A 21,823-nucleotide genomic window follows, 5' to 3' on the forward strand; every position below is an offset into this window, starting at 1 on the left:
TGAACGCCCATGCCATCGGCCGAATCGGCTGGATAGACGAAAGCCTCGATAGCGATCGCCTGCTGCTGCCCCTGCACGACGCGGATGGCCAGGTCGCCGCCTGGTGCCTGGCCCTGCCCTTCCTGCGTCCCGCCGAAGTCACCGGAGGCGGGCTCGGCGACGATTACATGGCCGGTATCCGCCAGGTGCACGAACGCCTGGTTGCCGCCGCGCACGCCCGTCGCACGCCGGGACAGGCACTGGTCGCCGTCAGCCACGCACACATGGCCGGCGGCTCGGTTTCCGAAGACTCCGAGCGAAACCTGATCATCGGCAACGTCGAAGCGCTGCCCGCCAGCCTGTTTCCGGAGCAGATCGCCTACGTAGCCCTCGGTCATCTGCACAAGCCACAGAAAGTCGCCGGACAGGAGCGCATTCGCTATAGCGGGTCGCCGCTGCCGCTGTCCTTCGCCGAAGTGAACTATCGCCACCAGATCCTCCTCGTCACCCTGGAAGGTGAGCGCCTGAAGGATGTACAGAGTCTCCCGGTGCCACGCGCGGTGGAACTGTTGCGCATCGGCCCCGCGCCTCTTGGCGAGGTGCTCGATCGAATCGGCGAACTGGCCGAGGCCGACCTGCTGAACGAACAGCGGCCCTGGCTGGAGGTCCACGTCATGCTGGATCAGCCGCAACCGGACCTGCGCCAGCAGGTCGAGAGCGCCCTGCTGGGCAAGGCTTGCCGTCTGGTGCGCATCGCCAGCGAGTACCAGCGCCGCGACGAAGAGCAGGCGCCGCTGCTCGGGCTCGACCAACTCAACCCCCAGGAACTGTTCAGCCGCGCCTGGGAAAGCGCCTATGGCTCCGGCCCGGATGCGCAGGCGCTGGATGACTTCGCCAGCCTGCTGCAAAGCGTCGAACTGGCCACCGAAGAGCCCCCGGGGAAATAAGCCGTTCCATGAAGATTCTCGCCATCCGCCTGAAGAACCTCGCCTCCCTCGCTGGCGAGCAGGAAATCGACTTCACCCGCGAACCGCTGTCCAGCGCCGGCCTGTTCGCCATCACCGGTCCGACCGGCGCCGGCAAGAGCACCGTGCTGGACGCCCTGTGCCTGGCCCTGTTCGGCAGCACGCCGCGGCTGGAAAGCACTTCGGCCAGCAGCAAGGTTCCCGATGGCCGGAACGAGCTGTCCAGCAACGACGAACGCAACCTGCTGCGCCGCGGTTGCGCCAGCGGCTACGCCGAAGTGGATTTCGTCGGCATCGACGGCCACCGCTATCGCGCCCGCTGGGAAACCCGGCGCTCCCGGGACAAGGCGGACGGCGCCTTGCAAAAGAGCCAGCAGAGCCTCCAGGACCTGGAGACCCAGCAAATGCTGGCAGCGAACAAGAAAAGCGAGTTCCGCGAACAGCTGGAGCAGAAGCTCGGCCTCAATTTCGCCCAGTTCACTCGCGCCGTGCTGCTGGCCCAGAGCGAATTCAGCGCCTTCCTCAAGGCCAGCGACAACGACCGCGGCGCATTGCTGGAGAAACTCACCGACACCGGCCTGTACAGCCAATTGAGCAAAGCCGCCTATCAGCGCGCCAGCCAGGCCGACGAGCAGCGCAAGCAACTCGAGCAACGCCTGGAAGGCAGCCTGCCCCTGGCCGAGCAGGCCCGGGCCGGGCTCGAGGCGGCGCTGGAATCCCACGCCCAGGTGCGTCTCCAGGAGCAACAGGCACTGCAACGTCTGGAAGGCCAGCAACAATGGTTCACCGAGGAGCAGCGGCTGCTGCAATCCTGCGAGCACGCACAAGGCCAACTGGCCGAGGCCAGGCAGGCCTGGGACGCCCTGGCGACGGAGCGGGAAACCCTGCAATGGCTGGAGCGCCTGGCTCCGGTTCGCGGACTGATCGAACGCCTGAAGCAACTCGAGCAGGAACTCCGGCACTCCGAGCAGCAGCAGCGGCAGCGCACCGAGCAGCAAGCCGCGGGCGCCGAGCGCTTGCAAGGATTGCAGGCCCGCTTGCAGGAGGCGCGCGAGCGCCAGGCCCAGGCCGACAACCATCTGCGTCAGGCCCAGGCGCCGTTGCGCGAGGCTTTCCAGCTGGAGAGCGAGGTCAGGCGCCTGGAGCGAACGCTGGCCGAGCGACAGGAACTCCATCGGCAATCGAACCAGCGCCACGCCCAGCAAAGCGACGCCGCTCGGCAACTGGATATGGAGCAGCAGCGCCATGTCGCGGAACAGGCGCAACTGCAGGCGGCATTGCGCGACAGCCAGGCTCTCGCCGCGCTCGGCGACGCCTGGGCGACCCACCAGGGTCAGCTCGCCGCCTTCGTGCAACGTCGCCAGCGCGCGCTCGAAAGCCAGGCGCAGCTCCCCGAGCTGGAAAAATCCCTGGCCCACGCCGGGGAACCGCTCGAACGCTTGCAGGCGCAATGGACCGCCCTCCATGGCAGCGAGCCGGACGACCTGGCGGCACGCCTGGACGAATTGCGCCGGCAGACCGATAGCCTGGAACGACAACAAGCGCTCCACAAGGAATGGCAACAGGTCCTCGACCAACGCGCCGGTCTGGCTCGACGCCTGGGCGAACTCGACCAGCGTATGGTCGAGCAGGAGCAGGCATTGCTCGACCTGAAACGACAAGGCAGCCAATGCGCCGAGGAGGTGAAGGCGGCGGAGCAGGCCCTGCAGGTCACCCGCGAGTTGCTCCAGCGCCAACGTCTGGCCCGCAGCGCCAGCGTCGAGCAACTGCGCGCCGGCCTGGTGGACGGCGAGGCCTGCCCGGTCTGCGGCAGCCAGGAGCATCCCTATCACCATTCCGAGCAACTGCTCGCCGCCCTCGGTGAACACGACGACCAGGAACAGGTCCGCGCCGAGCAGTCCCTCGAGCGGCTGCGACAGACCCTGGTCGGTCTGCGCGAGGGCTATTCCAGCCAGCGGGAAAGACTCAACCAGAGTCGCCAGGAGCAGCAGGAACTGACTGGCCAACTGGCCGCGCTCGATCGGCAACTGGACCAATGGACGCTGCCGGAAGAACTGCGACTCCTGCAGCCGTCCGCGCAGTTGGAGTGGCTGGCACAACGCCTGGACGACCTGGCAGGTCAGCGCCAGCAGTGCCAACGAGACTTCGACCGGCTGATCGCCCGCCAGCGCCAGACCCAGCAATTGCAGCAGGAACTGCGGGCCGCCGAGACGATCCTGCAACAGCGCCAGCAGGCGCTGACGGAACAACGGCAGCGCTACGAACATTTGCAGCAGCAGGTCGAGGAGGACAGCCAGCAATTGCGTCCATTGCTCTCCGACGAGCACTGGCAGCGCTGGCAGACAGATCCGCTGCGGACTTTCCAGGCCCTCGGCGAGTCCATCGAGCAACGCCGGCAGCAACAGGCGCGGCTTCAGCAGGTCGAACAGCGTCTGCAGGAGCTCAAGCAGCGCTGCGATGAAACGAGCTGGCAACTGAAGCAAAGCGACGAGCAACGCAACGAAGCCCGCCAGGCAGAGGAAAGGGCCCAGGCGGAACTCGCCGAGCTGAACGGACGCCTCGGCGCTCACCTGGGCCAGCACGCCTGCGCCCAGGACTGGCAGCTATCGCTGGAGCACGCCGCGCAAGCGGCGCAGAGTGCCGTCGAGACGCTCCAGGCGCCCCTGGATTCGCTGCGCGAGGAACAACTGCGACTCGCCGAAGCCCTGGAACACCTGCAGCAGCAACGGCAGCGTCAACAGAATGAGTTCCAGCGCCTTCAGGCCGACTGGCAGGCCTGGCGCGAACGCCAGGACAACCTCGACGACAGCCGCCTCGACGCCCTGCTCGGCCTTTCCGAGGAACAGGCGACGCAATGGCGGGAGCAATTGCAGCGACTGCAAGAGGAGATCACCCGCCAGCAGACGCTGGAAGCGGAGCGCCAGGCGCAACTGCTCCAGCATCGCCGGCAGCGGCCGGAAACCGACCGCGAGGCGCTGGAAGACAACCTGCGGCAACAGCGCGAACGCCTGGCCGCCAGCGAACAGGCCTACCTGGATACCTACAGCCAGTTGCAGGCCGACAACCAGCGCCGCGAGCAGAGCCAGGCGCTGCTTGCCGAACTGGAGCGAGCCCGCGCCGAGTTCCGCAGATGGGGCCGCCTGAACGAACTGATCGGTTCGTCCAGCGGCGACAAGTTCCGCCGCATCGCCCAGGGCTACAACCTCGACCTGCTGGTGCAGCACAGCAACGTGCAGTTGCGCCAGTTGGCGCGGCGCTACCGCCTGCAGCGCGGCGGCAGCGAACTGGGCCTGCTGGTGGTGGACACCGAGATGGGCGACGAACTGCGCTCGGTGTATTCGCTCTCCGGCGGCGAGACCTTCCTGATTTCCCTGGCCCTGGCGCTCGGCCTGGCCTCGATGGCATCGAGCAAGCTGCGCATCGAGTCGCTGTTCATCGACGAAGGCTTCGGCAGCCTCGACCCGGAATCCCTGCAACTGGCGATGGATGCCCTGGACAACCTGCAGGCCCAGGGACGCAAGGTGGCGGTGATTTCCCACGTCCAGGAAATGCACGAACGGATCCCGGTCCAGGTGCGGGTCCAGCGCGAGGGCAACGGCATGAGCAGCCTGAAGGTGGTCGGCTGAGCCGACCGCCCAGGCGGCACGTCAGAACGGCAGCTCGGTCTGTTCACCCGGAGCATGCGGCGGCTGCTCTTCCCTTTCCGGCCGCAGATGCAGCATCAGCCCGCTGAGCCGGCGCACCTTGCGCCGCACTGCTTCCTCGAACACCCCGGGCAGGCTTTCCACCAGGCTGAACCAGTCGCGGGCGCGGGTGATACCGGTGTACACCAGCTCCTTGGTCAGCACCGGGTTCAGCGCGTCCGGCAGGACCAGCGCGGTATGGGCGAACTCCGAACCCTGCGACTTGTGCACGGTCATGGCGAACACGGTGTCCACCTCGACCAGGCGGCTCGGCAGGACGAAGCGCACGCCGCCGCTACCGTCGTTGCGCGGGAAGGCCACGCGCAGCGCGAAGCGCAGGCTGCCGTCGTCGTTGCGCTCGGGCAGGCGCAGGGCGATGCCGATATCGCCGTTCATCAGCCCCAGGCTGTAGTCGTTGCGCGTCACCAGTACCGGCCGCCCCTCGTACCAGCCGTGATCGGCCTCGATCAGGCCAAGGCGCAGCAGTTCTGCCGCTACCCGCTGGTTCAGTCCTTCCACGCCCCATGGGCCGCGGCGCAGCGCGCAGAGCAGGCGGAAGGCGTCGAAAGCCGTCAGTACCGACTGCGCCCAGCGCTCCCAGGCGCCATCCTCCAGCGCCAGTCCGGCGGCCGGGCGGCCCTCGGCCAGGCGTTGCAGGTAGTGCCGGTAGCCGTACGGCGTGCCCGGCGCCTGCGGATGACCGTCGACGAACAGCCGGGCGAAGGCTGCATCGCGCTCCCCGCGCAGGCGCAGGTCGAAGAGGTCGGCGGGCGGACTGTCCAGCAGCGCGCGCGCGTCGCCGGCCTGTTGCCGGTTGACCAACCGCGCCAGGCGCCCGATCCCGCTGCTCGCGCCGAAGCGCCGGGAATGCCGCAGCATGACGGTCTGTTGCGCCAGCGGATGCGCCTGCGCCGAACCTTCGCGCAAGCCCTGCCAGGTTTCGCCGCTGACCCGCTGTAACCAGGCGCGGGTCTCGGTGCTGTACCAGCCCTCCTCGGCATCCCGGCAGAGATCGCCGAGCACCGCGCCGGCCTCTACCGAGGCCAACTGGTCCTTGTCGCCGAGCAGGATCAGGCGCGCCTGCGGCGGTAGCGCATCGAGCAGGCTGGCCATCATTTCCAGGTCGATCATCGAGGCCTCGTCCACCACCAGCACGTCCAGCGCCAAAGGGTTGTCCCGGTGGTGGCGGAAGTGCCGGGTATCCGGACGGCTGCCAAGCAGACGGTGCAGGGTAGTGACCTCGGCGGGGATCGCCTGCAACACGTCTTCCGCCAGCGGCAGGGCCCGGACCTGCTGGCCGATGGATTCGGAGAGACGCGCCGCGGCCTTGCCGGTGGGCGCCGCGAGGCGGATGCGCAGCGGCTGGCCGGCGGCTACCGCCGGTGCCTGGAGCAGACCGAGCAGGCGCACCACGGTGGTGGTCTTGCCGGTACCGGGACCGCCGGTGATCAGGCTGAAATAGCCGCGGGCCGCCAGGGCGCAGGCCAGCTTCTGCCAGTCGGTGACGCGCTGGCCGTCTTCCGTCGGCGCCTGCGCGAACAGCGCGGCCAGGCGCGGCGCCAGGTCGGCGGCCAGGGGCGCCTGCCGACCCAGGCGCTCGCGCAGGGCCAGGGCGATCTCCAGTTCGTGCCGCCAATAACGACGCAGGTAGAGACGCTGGGCGCAAAGCACCAGCGGCGAGGTCGCCGTCTCGCTCGGCTCGGGATCGCCTGGGCGCTCGTCGACCACCTCCACCAACGGTGACGCCGCCAGGGCCTCGCGCCAGGCGTCGAGGCGCACGCCGTGCAGCAGTTGCGACGGCAACAGCACATCGCGGCCTTCGTCGCCTTCCGGCGGCAGCGACAGTGCCGCGTCGGGCGCGCCGAGGGTCGCCTCCAGGTCCAGGCAGACGTGACCGTGGCCCAGTTGGTGGCTGGTCAGCGCCGCCGCCAGCAGCACCCGGGGATCGGCCTGCGGCTGCAACTCGACGAGGAAGGCGACGAACGCCCGGTCCAGCGCCCGTAGCCAGCCGCGCGCCACCCACAGGTCGAGCTGGCGCAGCAGGTCGTGGCGTGCCGCCAGCGGTTGCGCTACCTGGTCGTCGCGGCCATCGCGGACTTCGCCGGCCAGTTGCTTGAGGGTCGGATTCATCGCTCGGCTCCCGGCTGGCCGCTGAACAGCGCGTCCAGGCGTTCGATCAGTTCCCGCAGCGGGCGCTCGAAGTGCAGGCCCTGGGTCGCCGCGCGGGCGCCGCGGAGGAACAGGTACACGGCGCCGCCCATGTGGCGGTCGTAGTCGTAGTCGGGCAGGCGCGCCTTCAACTGCCGGTGCAGGGCCAGCAGGTACAACACGTACTGCAGGTCATAACGGTTCTCCAGCACCGCGGCGGTCATCGCTTCCGGGCTGTAGGCGCCATCGTCGGCGCCCAGCCAGTTGGACTTGTAGTCGGCCACGTAGAAACGCCCCTGGTGCTCGAAGACCAGGTCGACGAAGCCCTTGAACATGCCGTTCAGCAGGGTCGGCGCCAGCGCCGGACGCGCCGCGCCGCCGAGGGTATGGCGCCGGACCAGGGCGTCGATCGCCTCGGCCTGGACCTGGTGGGTGGCGAACCAGAACTCCATTTCCACCTGGTAGGCGACGAGCCCGGCCAGGCTGGTTTCGCCACCGGGCCAGCGCAGCGGTTCGGCGAGATACTGTTCCAGCCACAGGTCGAGCGGTTCGGCCCAGTCCTTCCAGCCACGCAGATCGCAGCGTCGCGCGACCAGTTCGCGGCGCCGCTGGGCATCGGCGCGCGCCACATCGAAGCCTTCGCGGCCGGCCCATTCGAGCAGCCCGTGGAGGAAGGTGCCGGGAGCCGGTCCGCGCGGGAAGCGATGCAGGTCGTCGCGCATCTCGCTGGCGTGCGCGACCGGCGGCTGTTCGGCGGAACGGCCTTCTTCGTGGAAGGTGGCTTCCTCGGCGCTGATCGGCTCCTGCGATTCGTCGCTCTCCAACGCCTCGTCATCGTCCAGCCCGGCGGAGGCCTGCAATTGCAGGCCGGAATAGCTGGCGACCCACCACTTCTCGCGGCTGCTGCGGCGGGTTTCGCGGGCCTGCCCAAGGCCCTGGCCGCGCCCTGCGACATAGCGTTCGGCGTCCGCCTCGGGGGCCGGCTCGACGACAATCTCCCGGCACTCGCCGCGCAACGCGGCGAGGCATTGTCCGAGGCCATCGCTGCCGATGGTTGCGCCGCCGGCAAGCAGGTAGCCCAGGGCCCCCTTGTGCAACTCCGGCGACTTGCTGTTGCTCGCCACCAGCGGCGCGATGCCCAGCCACACCGAATGGCGGGCGCGGGTCAGGGCCACGTAGAGCAGGCGCATGTCTTCGCCGAGGCGCTCGTCGTTGGCCTGCTCGTAGGCCCGCGCAGCCTGCTCCTTGCGCCGCGCCAGCTCGATGACCCGCCCTGCAGCGCCATCCTCGTGGAAACTCGCCGGCGCGCCGCTGTTGCCGTCCAGCTCCCTCCAGCTGCAGATGAAGGGCAGCAGCACCAAGGGGTATTCCAGCCCCTTGGACTTGTGGATGGTCACCACCTTGATCAGGTCGGCGTCGCTTTCCAGGCGGAGGATCTCTTCGCTCCCCGGACTCTGCACCTGCTCGGCCAGATGGCGGATCAGCGCGTGCTCACCGTCCAGCTCCACCGCCGCGCGCTGCAGCCACTCGGCCAGGTGCAGCAGGTTGGTCAGGCTGCGCTCGCCATCGGCATGCCGCAGCAGGCGCGCCGGCAGTTCGAAGTCGGCGAGCAGGCGCCGCAGCATCGGCAATACGCCCTGGGCCTGCCAGGACCGGCGATAGTCGCGGAAGCGCAGGACCATCCGTTCCCAGAACAGTTCGTCCTGGTTCAATCGTTCCAGGGTCGCCCAGTCCAGGTGCAGGCTGCGGGTAGCCAGGGCGACCCGCAGCAGCGCATCGGCGCCGGGGTCGGCGCAGGCACGCAGCCAATGCAGCAGGTCGGCGGCTTCCTGGCTGTCGAACACCGAGTCGCGGTCGGACAGGTAGACGCTGGCCAGTCGTCGCGCCGCCAACGCGCTGCGGATCGCCTCGGCCTCGGCGCGACCGCGGACGAGGATGGCAATATCCGCCGGGCGCAACGCCCGCCAGCCGCCCTGCTCGTCGGCGAAGCCGGCGCGGCCCAGGTCGGCCAGGCTCAGCCAGCGGCGGATGGCGCTGGCGCTGCGCTCGGCCATTTCCTGGCGATACGCCGCGGAGCCGAGCACGCCGGCTTCGACATCAAGGTTCCAGAACGTCATCGCTGGCGCCTCGGCACCGTCGATCAACAAACGTTCGGCGCGCCCCTGGGCGTCCACCGCATGGAACGGCACCGGGTTTTCCAGCCCCTCGCGGGCGAAACGGAAGGCGCCGCGCGGATGCTCTTCGGCGAAGGCGAAGCAGCGGTTGGCGGCCGCCACCATGGCGGCGGTCGAGCGGAAGTTCTTGCCAAGGGTGTAATGCCGCCCGCGAGTGGCCTCGCGGGCGCGCAGGTAGGTATGGATGTCGGCACCGCGGAAGGCGTAGATCGCCTGCTTGGGGTCGCCGATCATGAACAGGCCGGTTTCCCGCGCCTGGGGCTCGTCGGGATCGGCGGCGATCCGGTAGATGCGCTCGAAGATCCGGTACTGCACCGGGTCGGTATCCTGGAACTCGTCGATCAGCGCCACCGGGAACTGCTCGCGGATCAATTGCGCCAGGCGCTCGCCACCAGGCCCCTGCAAGGCGCGGTCGAGGCGGCTGAGCAGGTCGTCGAAGCCGATCTCGGCACGCCGCTGCTTCTCGATCTCCAGTTCGTGCCCGACTTCGCCCAACGCGTGCAACAACAGGTGGGGAGCGAGATCGGGACGCTCTTCCTGATGCGCGGCCCAGGCGTCGATGGCCCTTAGCGCGGCATGCTCGGGCGCCACGCGCTTGGCGGTGAGCTTGATCCGGGTCTGGCCGAACTTGCCCAGGTTGGCCGGCTGCTCGCCGCCCTCGCTCCAGTCCGCCAACGCTTGCAGCCAGGCGTCGAAGGTCTCGTCGCTGTCCTTGCCGCGATAGCTGTTGCCGTTCAGGTAGGGACGCAGGTCGCGCAGCAGCGCTTCCAGTTCGACGCGCGTTGCGCGCCAGGCGGCGCGGGCCTGCGCGTCCAGTTGGTCGAGCTGGCGATACCAGTCGCCGCCCTGCTCCAGCAAGGCTGTCAGTGACTCGGGCGCACTCAGCGCCTGGTCGGCGTAGCGGAAGTCGGCGTCCTGCCGCGCCAGCAGCGGCTGCAAGGCCTTGCCCAGCGTCTCCGGCCCGCTGTAGCAACTGGCCACGGCTTGCGCCGCCGGAGCCGTCAGGCCGTAGAAGTTACGCCGCCAGTAGTCCCGTACCACTTCGGCGAGCAATTCGCTCTGGTCGGTTTCCAGGTTCTGGGTGAACAGGCTGCCGCTGTCGAAGGCGTGCTCGCGCAGCATCCGGTAGCACCAACTGTGGATGGTCGATACCGCGGCCTCGTCCATCCACTCCGCGGCCAGGCGCAGCAGGCGCGCGCAGCCCGGCCAGCGCTCGGCGGGATACTGCTGGCGCAACGCGACCAGCAGGCCGTCGTGGCGCTCCTGCGGCTCGGCGAAACAACGCGCCGCTTCGCCCAGGCGGCTGCGGATACGCTCGCGGAGTTCCTGGGTCGCCGCATCGGTGAAGGTCACCACGAGGATTTCCGGCGGGCTCAGCGGCCGGCCGAAAGCGTTCTCGCCGCCATGGTCGAGGACCAGGCGTACGTATAGCAGGGCGATGGTGAACGTCTTGCCGGTACCGGCGCTGGCCTCGATCAGGCGGCTGCCGTGCAACGGGAAGTCCAGCGGATCGAGGGCCACGGGCATCTGCTGCTGGCTCATGCCTGCTCCTCCGCGCCACGTCCCAGGGCAGCCAGCAGCGGCGCGTAGAGCTGCTCGGCCCAGTGCGCGAACTCACCGCTGGCGAGCAGCCGGTCGAAGTCCGGATAGACCCGAGCCAGCGCCGGCGAGGCGTCCACCTCGCCCCCCATGCCGAACCCTCCCTCGTAGCGCTTGCGCGCCTCGCGCATGGCTTTCTCGGGCTCTGCGGCGCCACCACTGGCGAGCCAGGCGAAAGCGGTCCGGCAGGCCACCGGCAACGGCTGGCGCATGCCCTGGCGCCAGGCGTCGATCAACTGGTCGAGGTACTCGCTGGCACGCTCGCTCGGCAACGGCGGAATCTCCAGGGTGCCGGTCTGGCTCACCAGCACGCTGCTCACCGGCTGGCCTAGACGTTGCAGGGCGAGGTGCTGCAACCAGTGGCGTACCAGGCTGTGCCACTTGAAGCTGCGCCCCTCATGGAGCTTGCCGCTGAGCAATTGCAGGCGCGCCAGGCGCCCGGAAGCGTCGCGACGCAAGCCGCCGAGCCAGTCCTCCAGCTCCAGCCCGGACGGATGGCGATGGCGCAACTCCTGCTGCTGCTCGACCGCCTCCGGCCAGCGCTCGATTTCCTGGCGGTAGCGCCAGAGCAGGTCGGGCAGCGGTTGCAGCAAATGGCGCGCGGAGAACTCGCCGAACGCCGCCAGCGGCAGGCGACCCTGTCGCCGCAGTCGCTCGACCTGGGCCTGCAACTGCACCGGCAGGCCCTCGGCATCCCAGTCCCGCTCGACCCAGCGCTTCATGCGTTCGGTCAGCTCGAATTGCAGCTTCCAGTTGTCCAGCGCGTCCAGCTCGAAAGGCTCTTCGTCGTTGCCGGTCAATTGCTCGTCGTCGAAACGCACCTTGAGCCGCTGCTGGAAGAACGCATTCACCGGGTTGGCGAGGAACTCCGCCAGCGCTCGCAGCCCCAGCGCGCCCTCCAGCTCCAGCGGCGGCAGGGGCGCTTCGGCGTCGGGAACGCCGATCTCGTCCTCGCGATGGACCTCGCGCCACTCGCGGGCGTAAGTGAACAGGCCATCGACGCCCTGCTCCGGCGCATCGTGAAAATACCGGCGGCTGAACGGCTGCAGCGGATGCTCCTGGGTCAGGGCACGCAGCAGCGCCTCGCCGTCGCCGTCCGGATCCAGGCGCCAGCCGGCCGCCAGGTGATCGCGCAACTGGCCGATCAGCACCGAGGGCGGCCGCTCGCCATTGTCGCGGATACTCCGCCCCACCCAGCTCACGTAGAGTTGCTCGCGCGCCGAGAGCAGCGCCTCGAGCAGCAGGTAGCGGTCGTCCTCGCGCCGCGAGCGGTCGCCGGGGCGGTAGTCGTTGCGCATCAAGTCGAAATCCAGCGGCGACTGCTGGCGGGGGTAGTCGCCATCGTTCATGCCAAGCAGGCAGACCAGCCGGAACGGGATCGCGCGCATCGGCATCAACGTGCAGAAACTCACCGCGCCAGCCAGGAAGCGCTGGTTCAGGCCGCCCTGGTCCAGGCCGCCGAGCCAGGCCTCGCGTATCACGCTGATCGGTAGCGGCTCGGCGAAGGCCGCACAAGCGCAGTGTTCCTGCCAGCGCTCGAGCAATTGCAGGAGCTGGGTGAGAAGCAGTTCGTCGCGCTCGTCGTGAGCCTCGAAGAACACCGTGAGCAGGGCTTGCAGGCGCTCGCCCCACTGCGCCGGGGTGGCCGGTTCGGCCAGCTCGGCGTAGGCCACCTCGAGGCGCTCCAGCAGCACAGCCAGCGGGCCTGCCAGGGCGGCGTCCAGACCACCGACCTCATCGTAGGGCTGGATGCCTTGCAGGGCCGCGCCTTCGCCGACCGCGTAGCCGAGCAGCATGCGCCGCAGACCGAAGCGCCAACTGTTGCCCTCCAGTCCCGCTGGCAGGCCGAGACGCTCGCGCTGCGCGGCATCCAGCCCCCAGCGCACGCCGGCGCCTTCGATCCAGCGGTGCAGGGTCGCCAGGTCGGCCTCGTCGACGCCGAAACGCCGGCGCAATGCCGGGACGTCCAGCAGGTCGAGGATCTCGCTCACGGCGAAACGGCTGTCGGGCAGTTTCAGCAGGTGCTCCAGGGCGATCAGCAGCGGCTCGCGACCGCGCTGTCCCTGGTCGGCCAGGGTATAGGGAATGAAGCGCTGGTCGTCGCGCGGCACCTGGCCGAACACCGCCTCGATGTGCGGCGCGTAGGCGTTGATGTCGGGGACCATGACGATCACGTCGCGCGGCTTCAGGCTCGGATCGGCGTTGAAGCGGGCGAGCAACTGGTCGTGGAGGATCTCCACTTCGCGCTGCGCGCTGTGGGCCACATGGAAGCGGATCGAGGCGTCGCTCCGCGGCGCCACCGGCGGCCAGTGCTCGCGGGTTTCCGCCAACGGGCGCAGTTCGAGGATATCGTCCTGCAACTGGCCGAGCAGCCCGTGCGGGGCCTCCTCGCTGAACAGGTCGATGCGCCCGCCGTTGACCTCGCCGAACAGGTTCCGATAGCTGTCCGGGTCGTCGTAGCTGTCGAGCAGGTTGATGTAGTCGCGGCCCTGCTTGCCCCAGGCCGCCAGCAACGGCTGGGCATGCTGGTGCTGGCGGTCCTCGTCGAGGTCGGCGGGGACGCCGGCGCGGCGCTGCTGGCGGCGGTACTCGTGGCGCAACAGGTCCTTGTCGGCGACGATGTCGGCCCAGTGGTGGCGACAGGGGTTGTGCACGCAGAGCAGCACCTGGCTGAACCTGGCCAGGGCGGCCAGCGCCTCGAGGGTCTGCGCCGGCATCGAGGAAATCCCGAACACCACCACTCGTCGCGGCAACGCGCGCGGCGCCGCGCTGGCGGAGCGCAGCGCCTCGATGAAGCGCCGGTGCACGCCGGAGCGGCTGCGGGCCAGGCTATCGGCACCGACGTCGGCGAGCAGCGCGCGCCACAATTCGGCCTGCCAGCGCTCGTCGGCACCGAGCGGGCGCGCCTGCCCGTTCGCCGTGCGCAACTGGTCGCGGCCCTGGCTCCAGTCGTCGAGCCAGTCGCCGCGATAGACCTGGTACTGGTCGAACAGGTCGGCCAGGCGCTCGGCCAGTTGATGACGCTTGCGCAGGTCGGCATCGTCGGCGAGGAAACGTTGCAGGGTGCGGAACTCGGGACGCTCCAGCAATCCGGGAAGCAGACGCATCAGGCGCCAGGTCAGCGGCGCCTTGTCCAGTTCGGAAACCTCGGGAATGCTTTCGCGGCCCAGCACCGCGCGATAGGCCTGCCAGAGGAACTGCGCCGGCAACTGCACCTCCAGCGCCGCGGCGATGCCGCCACCGCCGCCGCCGTCCTCGCGGGGATCTTCGGCCAATGCCAGCTTCAACCATTGGGCGATGCCGTTGCTGTGCACCAGGACCCGCTCGCTTTCCAGCGGCGCCAGCGGATAGCGGCGCATCCAGGAAACGGCGAGGTCGCGCAGGTCGTCCAGGCGATTGCCGTGGACGATCATGAATCCGGGCGTGAGGGCGGTGGTTCCCAAGGGTTCTGGCATCGGTACGGCTATTCCTGGCGCAAGGCTCTGGCGAAAGAGGTCAGGATCGGGCGGCGACGAAGCGTCGTTCCAGTTCGAGGCTGTCGGCCATGCGGAAATCGCTCCAGCGCTCGCTCAGGCCGAGATGGCTGTCCGCCTGGCAATCCGGGGCACTGGCGCAACGGCGGGTGAAGGTGTTGACCACCTCGACCATCTCCTCGCGCTCGGCGCCGACCAGCAGCGCCGCGTGCGCCAGCACCACCGGCCGGCCGGCGCCGTTGCGCCGCCAGCGTTGCGCGGTCCCGGCGAGCTTGCGCCCATCCAGGGTGACATTGTAGCGGCCGTCGCAGAAGGAACCGGCCACGGCGCCCACGCCGGCGTCCAGGCCGCGCTCGCGGAGCCAGTCGCAGATCGGCTGGCACAGCCGCAGGTAGGCGGTTTCGATACGGGTCTGCTCGTTGTCGCCGGGCCCCAGCGCATAGGACAGGGCGATGTTCAGCACGCCCGGCGATTGCGGCACCGGCTCGCCGCCGGTATCGCGCAGCAGCACCGGCCAGCCGCGTTCGGCGACCGCTGCGCTGGCCGGCGCGAATCCTTCCAGGCGCTCCATCCGGCGCGGCATGACCAGCGCCCGATCGCAGGGCAGCCAGAGCAACAGGCCATGCTCGCGGGCACCGCCACACACCTCGTCGAGCAGGGCGCGCTCGGCGTCCAGCCCATCCTGCACGGAAAACACTTCGACCACGATTCTTCCTCTTCCAGGCTGGCACGGCTCGGCTCCCACGCGGGGAGCGCTGCCTATGATAGCCAGTGGCGGCGCCTCCGTGCGCCGTAATCGCGAGGAAGTTGCCGGGAAATCAGCAGGTTGCCGAGCGCAGACGGGCCGGGCGGCGCTGCCAGAACTCGGCCAGCAGGACCCCGGCCAGGGTCAGCGCGCCGCCGACCAGGTGATGGACGGTCAGGCGCTCGCCGAGCACCAGGGTGGCGATGCAGGCGGTGATGATCGGCAGCAGGTTGAAGAACAGGGCCATCCGGCTCGGCCCGAGACGGGCGACACCGTGCATCCAGGCCAGCGCGGCGACGATCGAGGCGAACAGCGCGGCGTACAGCACCAGCGGCAGGTTGGCGGCGTTCAGGCCGGTGCGCGGCGACAGCAGGTACAGCGGCAGCAGGGCGAGGATCGCCACCAGCACCTGCAGGTAGAGCAGTTGCATGGCCGGCAGCTTCAGGCTCCATTTCTTCAGCAGCACGCTGTACACCGCATAGGCCAGGGTGGCGACGATCATCATCGCGTCGCCGAGATTCACTCCATGCTCCAGCAAAGCGCCGAGATGGCCCTGAGAAATCACCAGCACCACGCCGGCCAGCGACACCAGCGCGCCGAGCAGCGCCCCGGCGTTCAGCCGGTGGGCCAGGATGCTGCTGGCCAGGCCCAGCGACATCAGGGGCATCAGCGACAGGATGATGCCCATGTTGGTGGCGCTGGTCAGCGCCGCCGCGTAGTAGGCCAGGCTCTGGTAGACGGCCATGCCGAGCAGGCCGAGGACCACGAACTTGCCGAGGTTGGCGAGGATGTAGCGGCGGTTGCGCAGCACCGGGCCGAGCATGAAGGGCGTCAGCGCCAGGCCGACCAGCAGCCAGCGGAAGAAACCGATCTCGGCGGGCTGGATGATCCCCACGGCGAGCTTGTTGACGACGGTGTTGCCGGCCCAGATGAACACGGCCAGCAGGGGAAACAGGTATCGCATGGGAGGTTCCGCACTATGAAAAAGGAATACGCGGCCATTCTGAGCCAGTCCGAATACAGACGTATAATGAATTCCAGACAAACCACCCGTAGGTTCGGACATGTCGACCACCACCTTGCTGCGCCTTCCCGATCTCCAGGGGCAGTCTTTCGACGTCTATTTCCGCTATGACGAGTTCGGCGCCGACACCCATTCGCCGCCCCACACCCACGCCTGGGGCCAGCTCAACTATGCAGCCCATGGCGTGATGCAGCTGGAGATCGACGGCCAGCGCTTCCTCTCACCTCCGCAATACGCGGTATGGATACCACCGGAGCGGGTGCACAGCTGCTACAACAGCCAGGCCATCGTCTACCGCTCGCTGTACCTTTCCGCCGAGCTGTCACGACGCCTGCCGGCGACACCCTGCACCCTGGCGATCAGCGCGATCCTCAAGGCGATCCTCTCGGACTTCGCCGAGCGCGGGGTCAACCTGCCGACCTCGGCGCAGGACCTGCGCCTGGCCCGGGTCGTCATGGACCAGCTGGAATGCGCCCAGCCCCACGACGACTACCTGCCATACGGCCGTACCCCGGCGCTGCGCGAGGTGCTCGACGCACTGCAGGCCGAGCCGGGCGACAACCGCTCGCTGGCGCAATGGGCGCAGCAGGTGCACAGCACCGAGCGAACCCTGGCCCGGCACTGCCAGCGCGAACTGGGCATGACCTTTGGCGAATGGCGCCAACGCCTGCGCTTCCTCGCGGCCATCGAGGCGCTGGAAGCCGGCAGGGGGATCCAGCAGATCGCCTTCGACCTCGGCTACAGCAGCCCCTCGGCGTTCATCTCGATGTTCCGCCGGCTGGCCGGCACCACACCGGAACAATACCGCCTGGCCAGCCGCGCCCAGGACATGCCGATGCTGTAACCCGCCGTGCATGCGTTGCGGCTATGCTCGCAGCAGCCACCATCCGGAGTTCGCATGCCAACCGCCAGCCGCCATCCCGACACCGCCCTCGCGGTGTTCCTCGCCTTCCTCAAGCTGGGCTGCAGCGCCTTCGGCGGGCCCATCGCCCACCTCGGCTATTTCCGCGACGAGTTCGTCCGCCGCCGCGGCTGGCTGAGCGAAAGCAGCTACGCCGACCTGGTCGCCCTCTGCCAGTTCCTTCCCGGCCCCGCCAGCAGCCAGGTCGGCATGGCCCTCGGCCTGGCCCGCGCCGGCTATCCCGGCGCCCTCGCCGCCTGGCTCGGTTTCACCCTGCCCTCGGCGTTGCTGCTGGTGCTCTTCGCTCTCGGCCTGGGACGCTGGGGCGCGCTGTTGCCCGAGGGCGTGCTGCATGGCCTGAAGATCGCCGCGGTGGCGGTGGTGGCCCAGGCGGTCTGGGGCATGGGTCGCAGCCTGTGCCCGGATCGCCCGCGCCTGACGCTGATGGCGCTGTCCTGCGCGAGCGTGCTGGCCTGGCCCACTGCCTGGACCCAGGTCGCGGTGATCGCCGGTGCCGGCCTGGCCGGCCGCGCCCTGTTGAAAACGGAAGCAGTGGAAGGCCACGAGCGACTGCCGATCGCCATTGGCTACCGCGGCGCGCTGCTGTTCCTCACCTTGTTCGCCGTGCTGCTGGTCTGCCTGCCGCTGGCCGCGCGCCTCTGGCCGGAACACTGGCTGCGCCTGCTCGACGCGTTCTACCGGGCTGGCTCGCTGGTATTCGGCGGTGGCCATGTGGTGCTGCCGCTGCTGCAGGCGGAAGTGGTACCCAAGGGCTGGGTCGACGGCGATACCTTCCTCGCCGGCTACGCGGCCGCCCAGGCGGTACCGGGCCCGCTCTTCACCTTCGCCGCGTTCCTCGGCGCAGCCTCGGGCCCGGCGCCGAACGGCTGGAGCGGCGCGCTGCTGTGCCTGCTGGCGATCTTCCTGCCGTCGTTCCTGCTGGTCGCCGGTGCCTTGCCATTCTGGGAACGCCTGCGCCACGAACGCCGGGTACGGGCAACGCTGGCCGGGGTCAACGCGGCGGTGGTCGGCCTGCTGCTGGCGGCGCTGTACCAGCCGCTCTGGACCGAAGGCATCCTGCGCCCGGCCGACTTCGCCCTGCTGCTCTTCGCCCTGCTGGCCCTGCTCGCCTGGAAGACGCCGCCCTGGCAAGTGGTGCTCGCCTGCGCCGTGGCCGGCGGCCTGATCGCCACAGCCGGCTAGCCGTTCAAGGCCAGGCTCAGCCCCTGCGCCGCCGGCGCGGCCGCCTTGCCCGGCTCCGCGCCCTCCGGCCGGTAGCCGAGGCGCAGGCCGCCCCAGTGCTTGCCGTGGATGAAGATCGGCACCGAAAGATCGTGCATCAGCTCGCCGGTGTCACGGGTGTAGGTCTGTAGCAACAGCGGCTGCTGGTGGCTGCCGCAGCGAATCCCGGTGCGGTCGTTGAACAGGCGCTTGCTGCGGCTGCGCAACGCGTCCGTCTGCGGGTCGCCGCTGGGCGGATGGGCGAAGGCGCGATTGTGGGTGGGCACGTAGCCTTCGGGGGTACAGGCGATGGCGAATACCAGGTTGCGGTTGCGCTCCAGCAACTGCTCCTGGATGCCCGGCAGGACCTGGTCGGTGTAGCTGTCGAAGCGGGTCCGGTACTTGGTCGGCTGGGTATTGGGCAACGGCTGGTAGCTGCGGTCGAACAGGTCGTCGAGGTCGATGCGCCCGCTGCGCACGTCCTCCTCGAAGCGAGCGGCGATAGCCGCCGCGCCCTCCCGGGCGAGGTCGTAGACCGACTGGTGGTAGGCGTCCAGGCTGACCTCGGCGAGGCGCTCGCTGATCACCTCGGCCTGGTTCTCCAACTGGCTGGCAGCTTCGCCGAGGCGCAGGGTCTGTTCCTCGCTGGCGCTGAGGTCGCCGCGCACCTGCTCGACCGCGGCGAACAGGCTGGCGAGTTGGCTGCGGTTGATCTCGGCGCCCTGGGCGATCTCGGTAATCTGGCTTTCCACCCCGGCCGCCAGTTCGGCAATGCCTTCCAGTTGCCGACCGGTCAGCTCGACCTGGCCGACCCCTTCCCCCAACTCTTCGGAAAGCTGGCGGATCTGCTCGACCACCTCGCTGGTCTGGCGCTGGATCTCGGCGACCATCTGGCCGACTTCCTCGGTGGCCTCGGCGGTACGTCCGGCCAGGCCACGCACCTCTTCGGCAACCACCGCGAAGCCGCGCCCATGCTCGCCGGCGCGGGCCGCCTCGATGGCCGCGTTGAGGGCCAGCAGGTTGGTCTGGCTGGCGATGCCCTGGATCACCAGGGTGACCCGCTGGATGTCCTCGCTGCGCTGGTTCAGCGCCTCGATCGCCTCGCGGCTGGCGCCCATCCGCTCGCTGAGCCGATGCATGCGCTCGATGGTCGAGGCCAGCAGCACCTGGCCTTCGTCGCTGCCGGCGCGCGCCCGGGTGGCGGCGTCCATGGCCTGGCGCGCCAGATTGGAGGTGGCGCGCTCGGTGTGGATCATCACTTCGGCGCTGCCGACGATCTGTTCGGCGGCGTCGAGCTGGGATTGCAGCTTCTCCGCCAGGCGCTTCACCGAGAACGCCACGCCGGCGGCCGACAAGGCGTTCTGGCTGGTGTTATGGGACAGGTCGCGAGCCAGCCGGGCGATGTCGGGCTCGCCGACGGTAGCCACCGCCGTGCGGTTGCCGGGAAGCAGCCAGGGCAACCAGAGCAGCGCCACGCCGAGCGGCAGGGCCAGGTACAGCGGCAGCCAGCCATGCCGGGCGCCGACCAGCAGGAGAACCAGGGCCAGGCTCTGCAACAGGCAGACGAAGAGGATGCGGGAACGAGCGGGCTGCATGAGTAAATCTCCGGCCTCCGGGGCGTTGCGTCATGACCCTGGGGTCGGACGGGCGACGGCGGGGCTTCTTTATTTGACTTGTAGTCCGGTTTGTAGCCCGCCCCCGGAAGCGCCGCCATCGTTCCTTAGTGGTATGGCCAATGGCTGGTATTCGACTAGCGCAGGCCGCGACGAAAGGCGGAGAACACCCCGGACGCGTCGGCCAGGCCTTGATCCATGGGGGCTTCGCCGCATTTCCAGGGGTCGCTCGAAGAATTTCCGTCCTGCCGTCCGTCGGCCGACACCGTATGACAAGCCCGGAGCCCACGTTATAATTCCGCGCCCATTTACAGCCGGTAGCGGTCGACTAGACTCCCAACCGGCGCTGGCCGGACCCCGCTTCCGCCCAGCCTGGTCGCTATCGGGCCCGCTCTTTTTGGACTCAGGACCACCCGTGACGAAAGACGAATTGCGTGCCGCGCTGGCGCGCGAGGAACAGCGTTACAAGGACGTGTACGGCGGCGAAGTGACGCTTTATGCCGCCCAGCCGGAACCCGACCGCAAGCCCTGGCGCAAACGCCCAACCGTTCAGGAGCAGGCGTTCGACAGAGAACTGCAGAAGATCGAAGAAGAGCGTCTCAAGGCCGGGCAGGAAGCAGCGAACCCCATTCCATTTACCTCCAACCGACAGGAGAGCGACGGATAACGAAGCGTTTCAATCTGTTTCGTTTTTCCCGCAAAGCCCGATGCGACGGGGCGTTGCCCGCGACAATGGCAACCTTCCGGAGTTCCAGACGGATAAAAACGCATCTGGCATAATCGCCGCCCCGTCTCTGACCGGTTTCTCACATGTTCGATCTTTTCAGCGGGCTCGATGCCTGGGTGGGTATCAGCCTGGTGCTGGCCCTGGCCTTCGTCCTCACCTTCGAGTTCATCAACGGCTTCCACGACACTGCCAACGCGGTGGCCACCGTCATCTACACCAAAGCGATGTCCCCCTACCGGGCGGTGATGCTCTCCGGTGTGTTCAACTTCCTCGGCGTGCTGCTCGGCGGTGTCGGCGTGGCCTACGCCATCGTTCACCTGCTGCCGGTGGAGCTGCTGATCAACGTGAACACCGGCCATGGCCTGGCGATGGTCTTCTCCCTGCTCGCCGCCGCCATCGCCTGGAACCTCGGCACCTGGTACTTCGGCATCCCGGCCTCCAGCTCGCACACCCTGATCGGCTCGATCCTCGGTGTCGGCCTGGCCAATGCGCTGATCACCGACGTGCCGCTGGCCGAAGGGATCAACTGGCAGAAGGCGATCGACATCGGCCTGTCGCTGATCTTCTCGCCGCTGGCCGGCTTCATGGTCGCCGCGCTGGTCCTGCTCGGACTGAAGTGGTGGCGTCCGCTGTCGAAGATGCACAAGACCCCGGAAACCCGTCGCGAACTCGACGAGAAGAAGCACCCGCCGTTCTGGAACCGCCTGGTGCTGGTGCTTTCCGCCATGGCGGTGAGCTTCGTCCATGGCTCCAACGACGGCCAGAAGGGTATCGGCCTGATCATGCTGGTACTGATCGGCATCGTCCCGGCCAAGTTCGTCCTCGACCTGAACAGCACCACCTACCAGATCGAGCGCACCCGCGACGCCGCCCTGCACCTCAGCCAGTTCTACCAGCGCCACACCGATACCCTCGGCGACATGCTGGCCCTGGGCAAGAGCAATGGCAGCGAGATGCCGCAGTTCTACCGCTGCGATCCGAAACAGACCGAGCCGACCATCAACGCGCTGCTCCGCGACCTGCGCGGCGTGCCCAGCTACAACGACCTGGACGCCGACGAGCGCGTGCAGGTGCGTCGCTACCTGCTGTGCCTGGACGACACCGCGAAGAAGGTCGGCAAGCTGTCCGACCTGCCGGCGCGGGAGAAGGCCGACCTGGAGAAGCTACGCAAGGACCTGACCGCGACCACCGAATACGCGCCGTTCTGGGTCATCATCGCGGTGGCCCTGGCTCTCGGCATCGGCACCATGGTCGGCTGGAAGCGCGTAGTGCTCACCGTCGGCGAGAAGATCGGCAAGCAGGGCATGACCTACGCCCAGGGCATGAGCGCGCAGATCACCGCCGCCGCCGCCATCGGCATGGCCAACATCTACAGCCTGCCGGTGTCCACCACCCACGTGCTGTCCTCCGGCGTGGCCGGGACCATGGTGGCGAACAAGAGCGGCCTGCACGGCGGCACCGTGCGCAACATCCTGATGGCCTGGGTACTCACCCTGCCGACTTCGATGGCGCTGTCCGCCGGCCTGTTCTGGCTGGCCTCGCAATTCATCTGAGCCGCCTCGCCGGTTGAA

The 21,823-nt window shown here is 68.7% G+C and carries 12 protein-coding genes (1 of these 12 cut by a window edge); 6 read left to right on the forward strand and 6 right to left on the reverse strand.

All coding sequences use genetic code 11. The features are described 5' to 3' along the window. Both ACM0M4_RS24145 and ACM0M4_RS24150 read left to right on the forward strand, forming a co-directional pair. Window positions 1–926, forward strand: partial view of an exonuclease SbcCD subunit D C-terminal domain-containing protein gene (locus ACM0M4_RS24145; protein WP_115288985.1) — the 3' portion only. It extends 304 nt beyond the left edge of the window; 926 of the gene's 1,230 nt are visible here — the last part of the coding sequence; its start codon lies off the left edge, out of view; its stop codon occupies window positions 924–926. Between the two features lie 8 nt (window positions 927–934). Beyond that, the gene (locus ACM0M4_RS24150) at window positions 935–4,570 is read left to right on the forward strand and encodes an AAA family ATPase (RefSeq protein ID WP_115288859.1); all 3,636 of its coding nucleotides are present in this window, start codon (window positions 935–937) and stop codon (window positions 4,568–4,570) included. A gap of 21 nt (window positions 4,571–4,591) precedes the next feature. Here ACM0M4_RS24150 and recD read toward each other — a convergent pair whose 3' ends face one another. The 5 genes from recD to ACM0M4_RS24175 form a co-directional block, all read right to left on the reverse strand. Then, entirely contained in the window at window positions 4,592–6,757 is a 2,166-nt protein-coding gene (gene recD / locus ACM0M4_RS24155; protein ID WP_033945560.1) for an exodeoxyribonuclease V subunit alpha, read from the reverse strand. Beyond that, on the reverse strand, window positions 6,754–10,491 hold the full coding sequence (gene recB, locus ACM0M4_RS24160; protein ID WP_115288860.1) for an exodeoxyribonuclease V subunit beta: 3,738 nt from the start codon (window positions 10,489–10,491) through the stop codon (window positions 6,754–6,756). Before recB ends, recD begins: the two co-directional genes overlap by 4 nt. Then, window positions 10,488–14,003, reverse strand: a complete 3,516-nt coding sequence (recC, locus tag ACM0M4_RS24165) for an exodeoxyribonuclease V subunit gamma (RefSeq protein WP_023122714.1) — start codon at window positions 14,001–14,003, stop codon at window positions 10,488–10,490. The genes recB and recC overlap by 4 nt, the downstream gene beginning before the upstream one ends. A gap of 40 nt (window positions 14,004–14,043) precedes the next feature. Then, on the reverse strand, window positions 14,044–14,727 hold the full coding sequence (locus tag ACM0M4_RS24170; protein WP_004348122.1) for a lipoate--protein ligase family protein: 684 nt from the start codon (window positions 14,725–14,727) through the stop codon (window positions 14,044–14,046). 112 nt (window positions 14,728–14,839) lie between these two features. Next, window positions 14,840–15,730 carry a DMT family transporter gene (locus ACM0M4_RS24175; protein ID WP_088407216.1) on the reverse strand — a complete coding sequence of 297 codons (891 nt, stop codon included), beginning with the start codon at window positions 15,728–15,730 and terminating at the stop codon, window positions 14,840–14,842. A gap of 100 nt (window positions 15,731–15,830) precedes the next feature. Between ACM0M4_RS24175 and ACM0M4_RS24180 the strand changes: the two genes are divergently transcribed. Beyond that, window positions 15,831–16,634 carry an AraC family transcriptional regulator gene (locus ACM0M4_RS24180; RefSeq protein WP_003103975.1) on the forward strand — a complete coding sequence of 268 codons (804 nt, stop codon included), beginning with the start codon at window positions 15,831–15,833 and terminating at the stop codon, window positions 16,632–16,634. 54 nt (window positions 16,635–16,688) lie between these two features. Beyond that, a complete protein-coding gene (gene chrA, locus ACM0M4_RS24185; protein WP_019681644.1) occupies window positions 16,689–17,894 on the forward strand; it encodes a chromate efflux transporter in 1,206 nt (401 codons plus the stop codon). Here the strand turns inward: chrA and ACM0M4_RS24190 are convergent. Continuing rightward, window positions 17,891–19,507 carry a methyl-accepting chemotaxis protein gene (locus tag ACM0M4_RS24190; protein ID WP_003093807.1) on the reverse strand — a complete coding sequence of 539 codons (1,617 nt, stop codon included), beginning with the start codon at window positions 19,505–19,507 and terminating at the stop codon, window positions 17,891–17,893. The two genes, chrA and ACM0M4_RS24190, sit on opposite strands and share 4 nt — an antisense overlap. Before the next feature lie 433 nt (window positions 19,508–19,940). On the opposite strand from ACM0M4_RS24190, the gene ACM0M4_RS24195 reads away from it, so the two are divergent. Further along, window positions 19,941–20,192 (forward strand): hypothetical protein, encoded by a 252-nt coding sequence (locus ACM0M4_RS24195; RefSeq protein ID WP_003117142.1) that lies wholly within the window; start codon window positions 19,941–19,943, stop codon window positions 20,190–20,192. A gap of 143 nt (window positions 20,193–20,335) precedes the next feature. After that, a complete protein-coding gene (locus ACM0M4_RS24200) occupies window positions 20,336–21,805 on the forward strand; it encodes an inorganic phosphate transporter (protein WP_003093821.1) in 1,470 nt (489 codons plus the stop codon). Window positions 21,806–21,823 lie beyond the last annotated feature (18 nt).

Origin of the sequence: Pseudomonas sp. 18-147, from assembly GCF_051048045.1 — a bacterium.
In the GTDB taxonomy this organism is placed as follows: domain Bacteria; phylum Pseudomonadota; class Gammaproteobacteria; order Pseudomonadales; family Pseudomonadaceae; genus Pseudomonas; species Pseudomonas aeruginosa.

Coding starts and splice junctions, on each gene's coding strand:
- ACM0M4_RS24150 (WP_115288859.1), top strand. CDS start 935: ATGAAGATTCTCGCCATCCGCCTGAAGAACCTCGCCTCCCTCGCTGGC.
- recD (WP_033945560.1), bottom strand. CDS start 6,757: ATGAATCCGACCCTCAAGCAACTGGCCGGCGAAGTCCGCGATGGCCGC.
- recB (WP_115288860.1), bottom strand. CDS start 10,491: ATGAGCCAGCAGCAGATGCCCGTGGCCCTCGATCCGCTGGACTTCCCG.
- recC (WP_023122714.1), bottom strand. CDS start 14,003: ATGCCAGAACCCTTGGGAACCACCGCCCTCACGCCCGGATTCATGATC.
- ACM0M4_RS24175 (WP_088407216.1), bottom strand. CDS start 15,730: ATGCGATACCTGTTTCCCCTGCTGGCCGTGTTCATCTGGGCCGGCAAC.
- ACM0M4_RS24180 (WP_003103975.1), top strand. CDS start 15,831: ATGTCGACCACCACCTTGCTGCGCCTTCCCGATCTCCAGGGGCAGTCT.
- chrA (WP_019681644.1), top strand. CDS start 16,689: ATGCCAACCGCCAGCCGCCATCCCGACACCGCCCTCGCGGTGTTCCTC.
- ACM0M4_RS24190 (WP_003093807.1), bottom strand. CDS start 19,507: ATGCAGCCCGCTCGTTCCCGCATCCTCTTCGTCTGCCTGTTGCAGAGC.
- ACM0M4_RS24200 (WP_003093821.1), top strand. CDS start 20,336: ATGTTCGATCTTTTCAGCGGGCTCGATGCCTGGGTGGGTATCAGCCTG.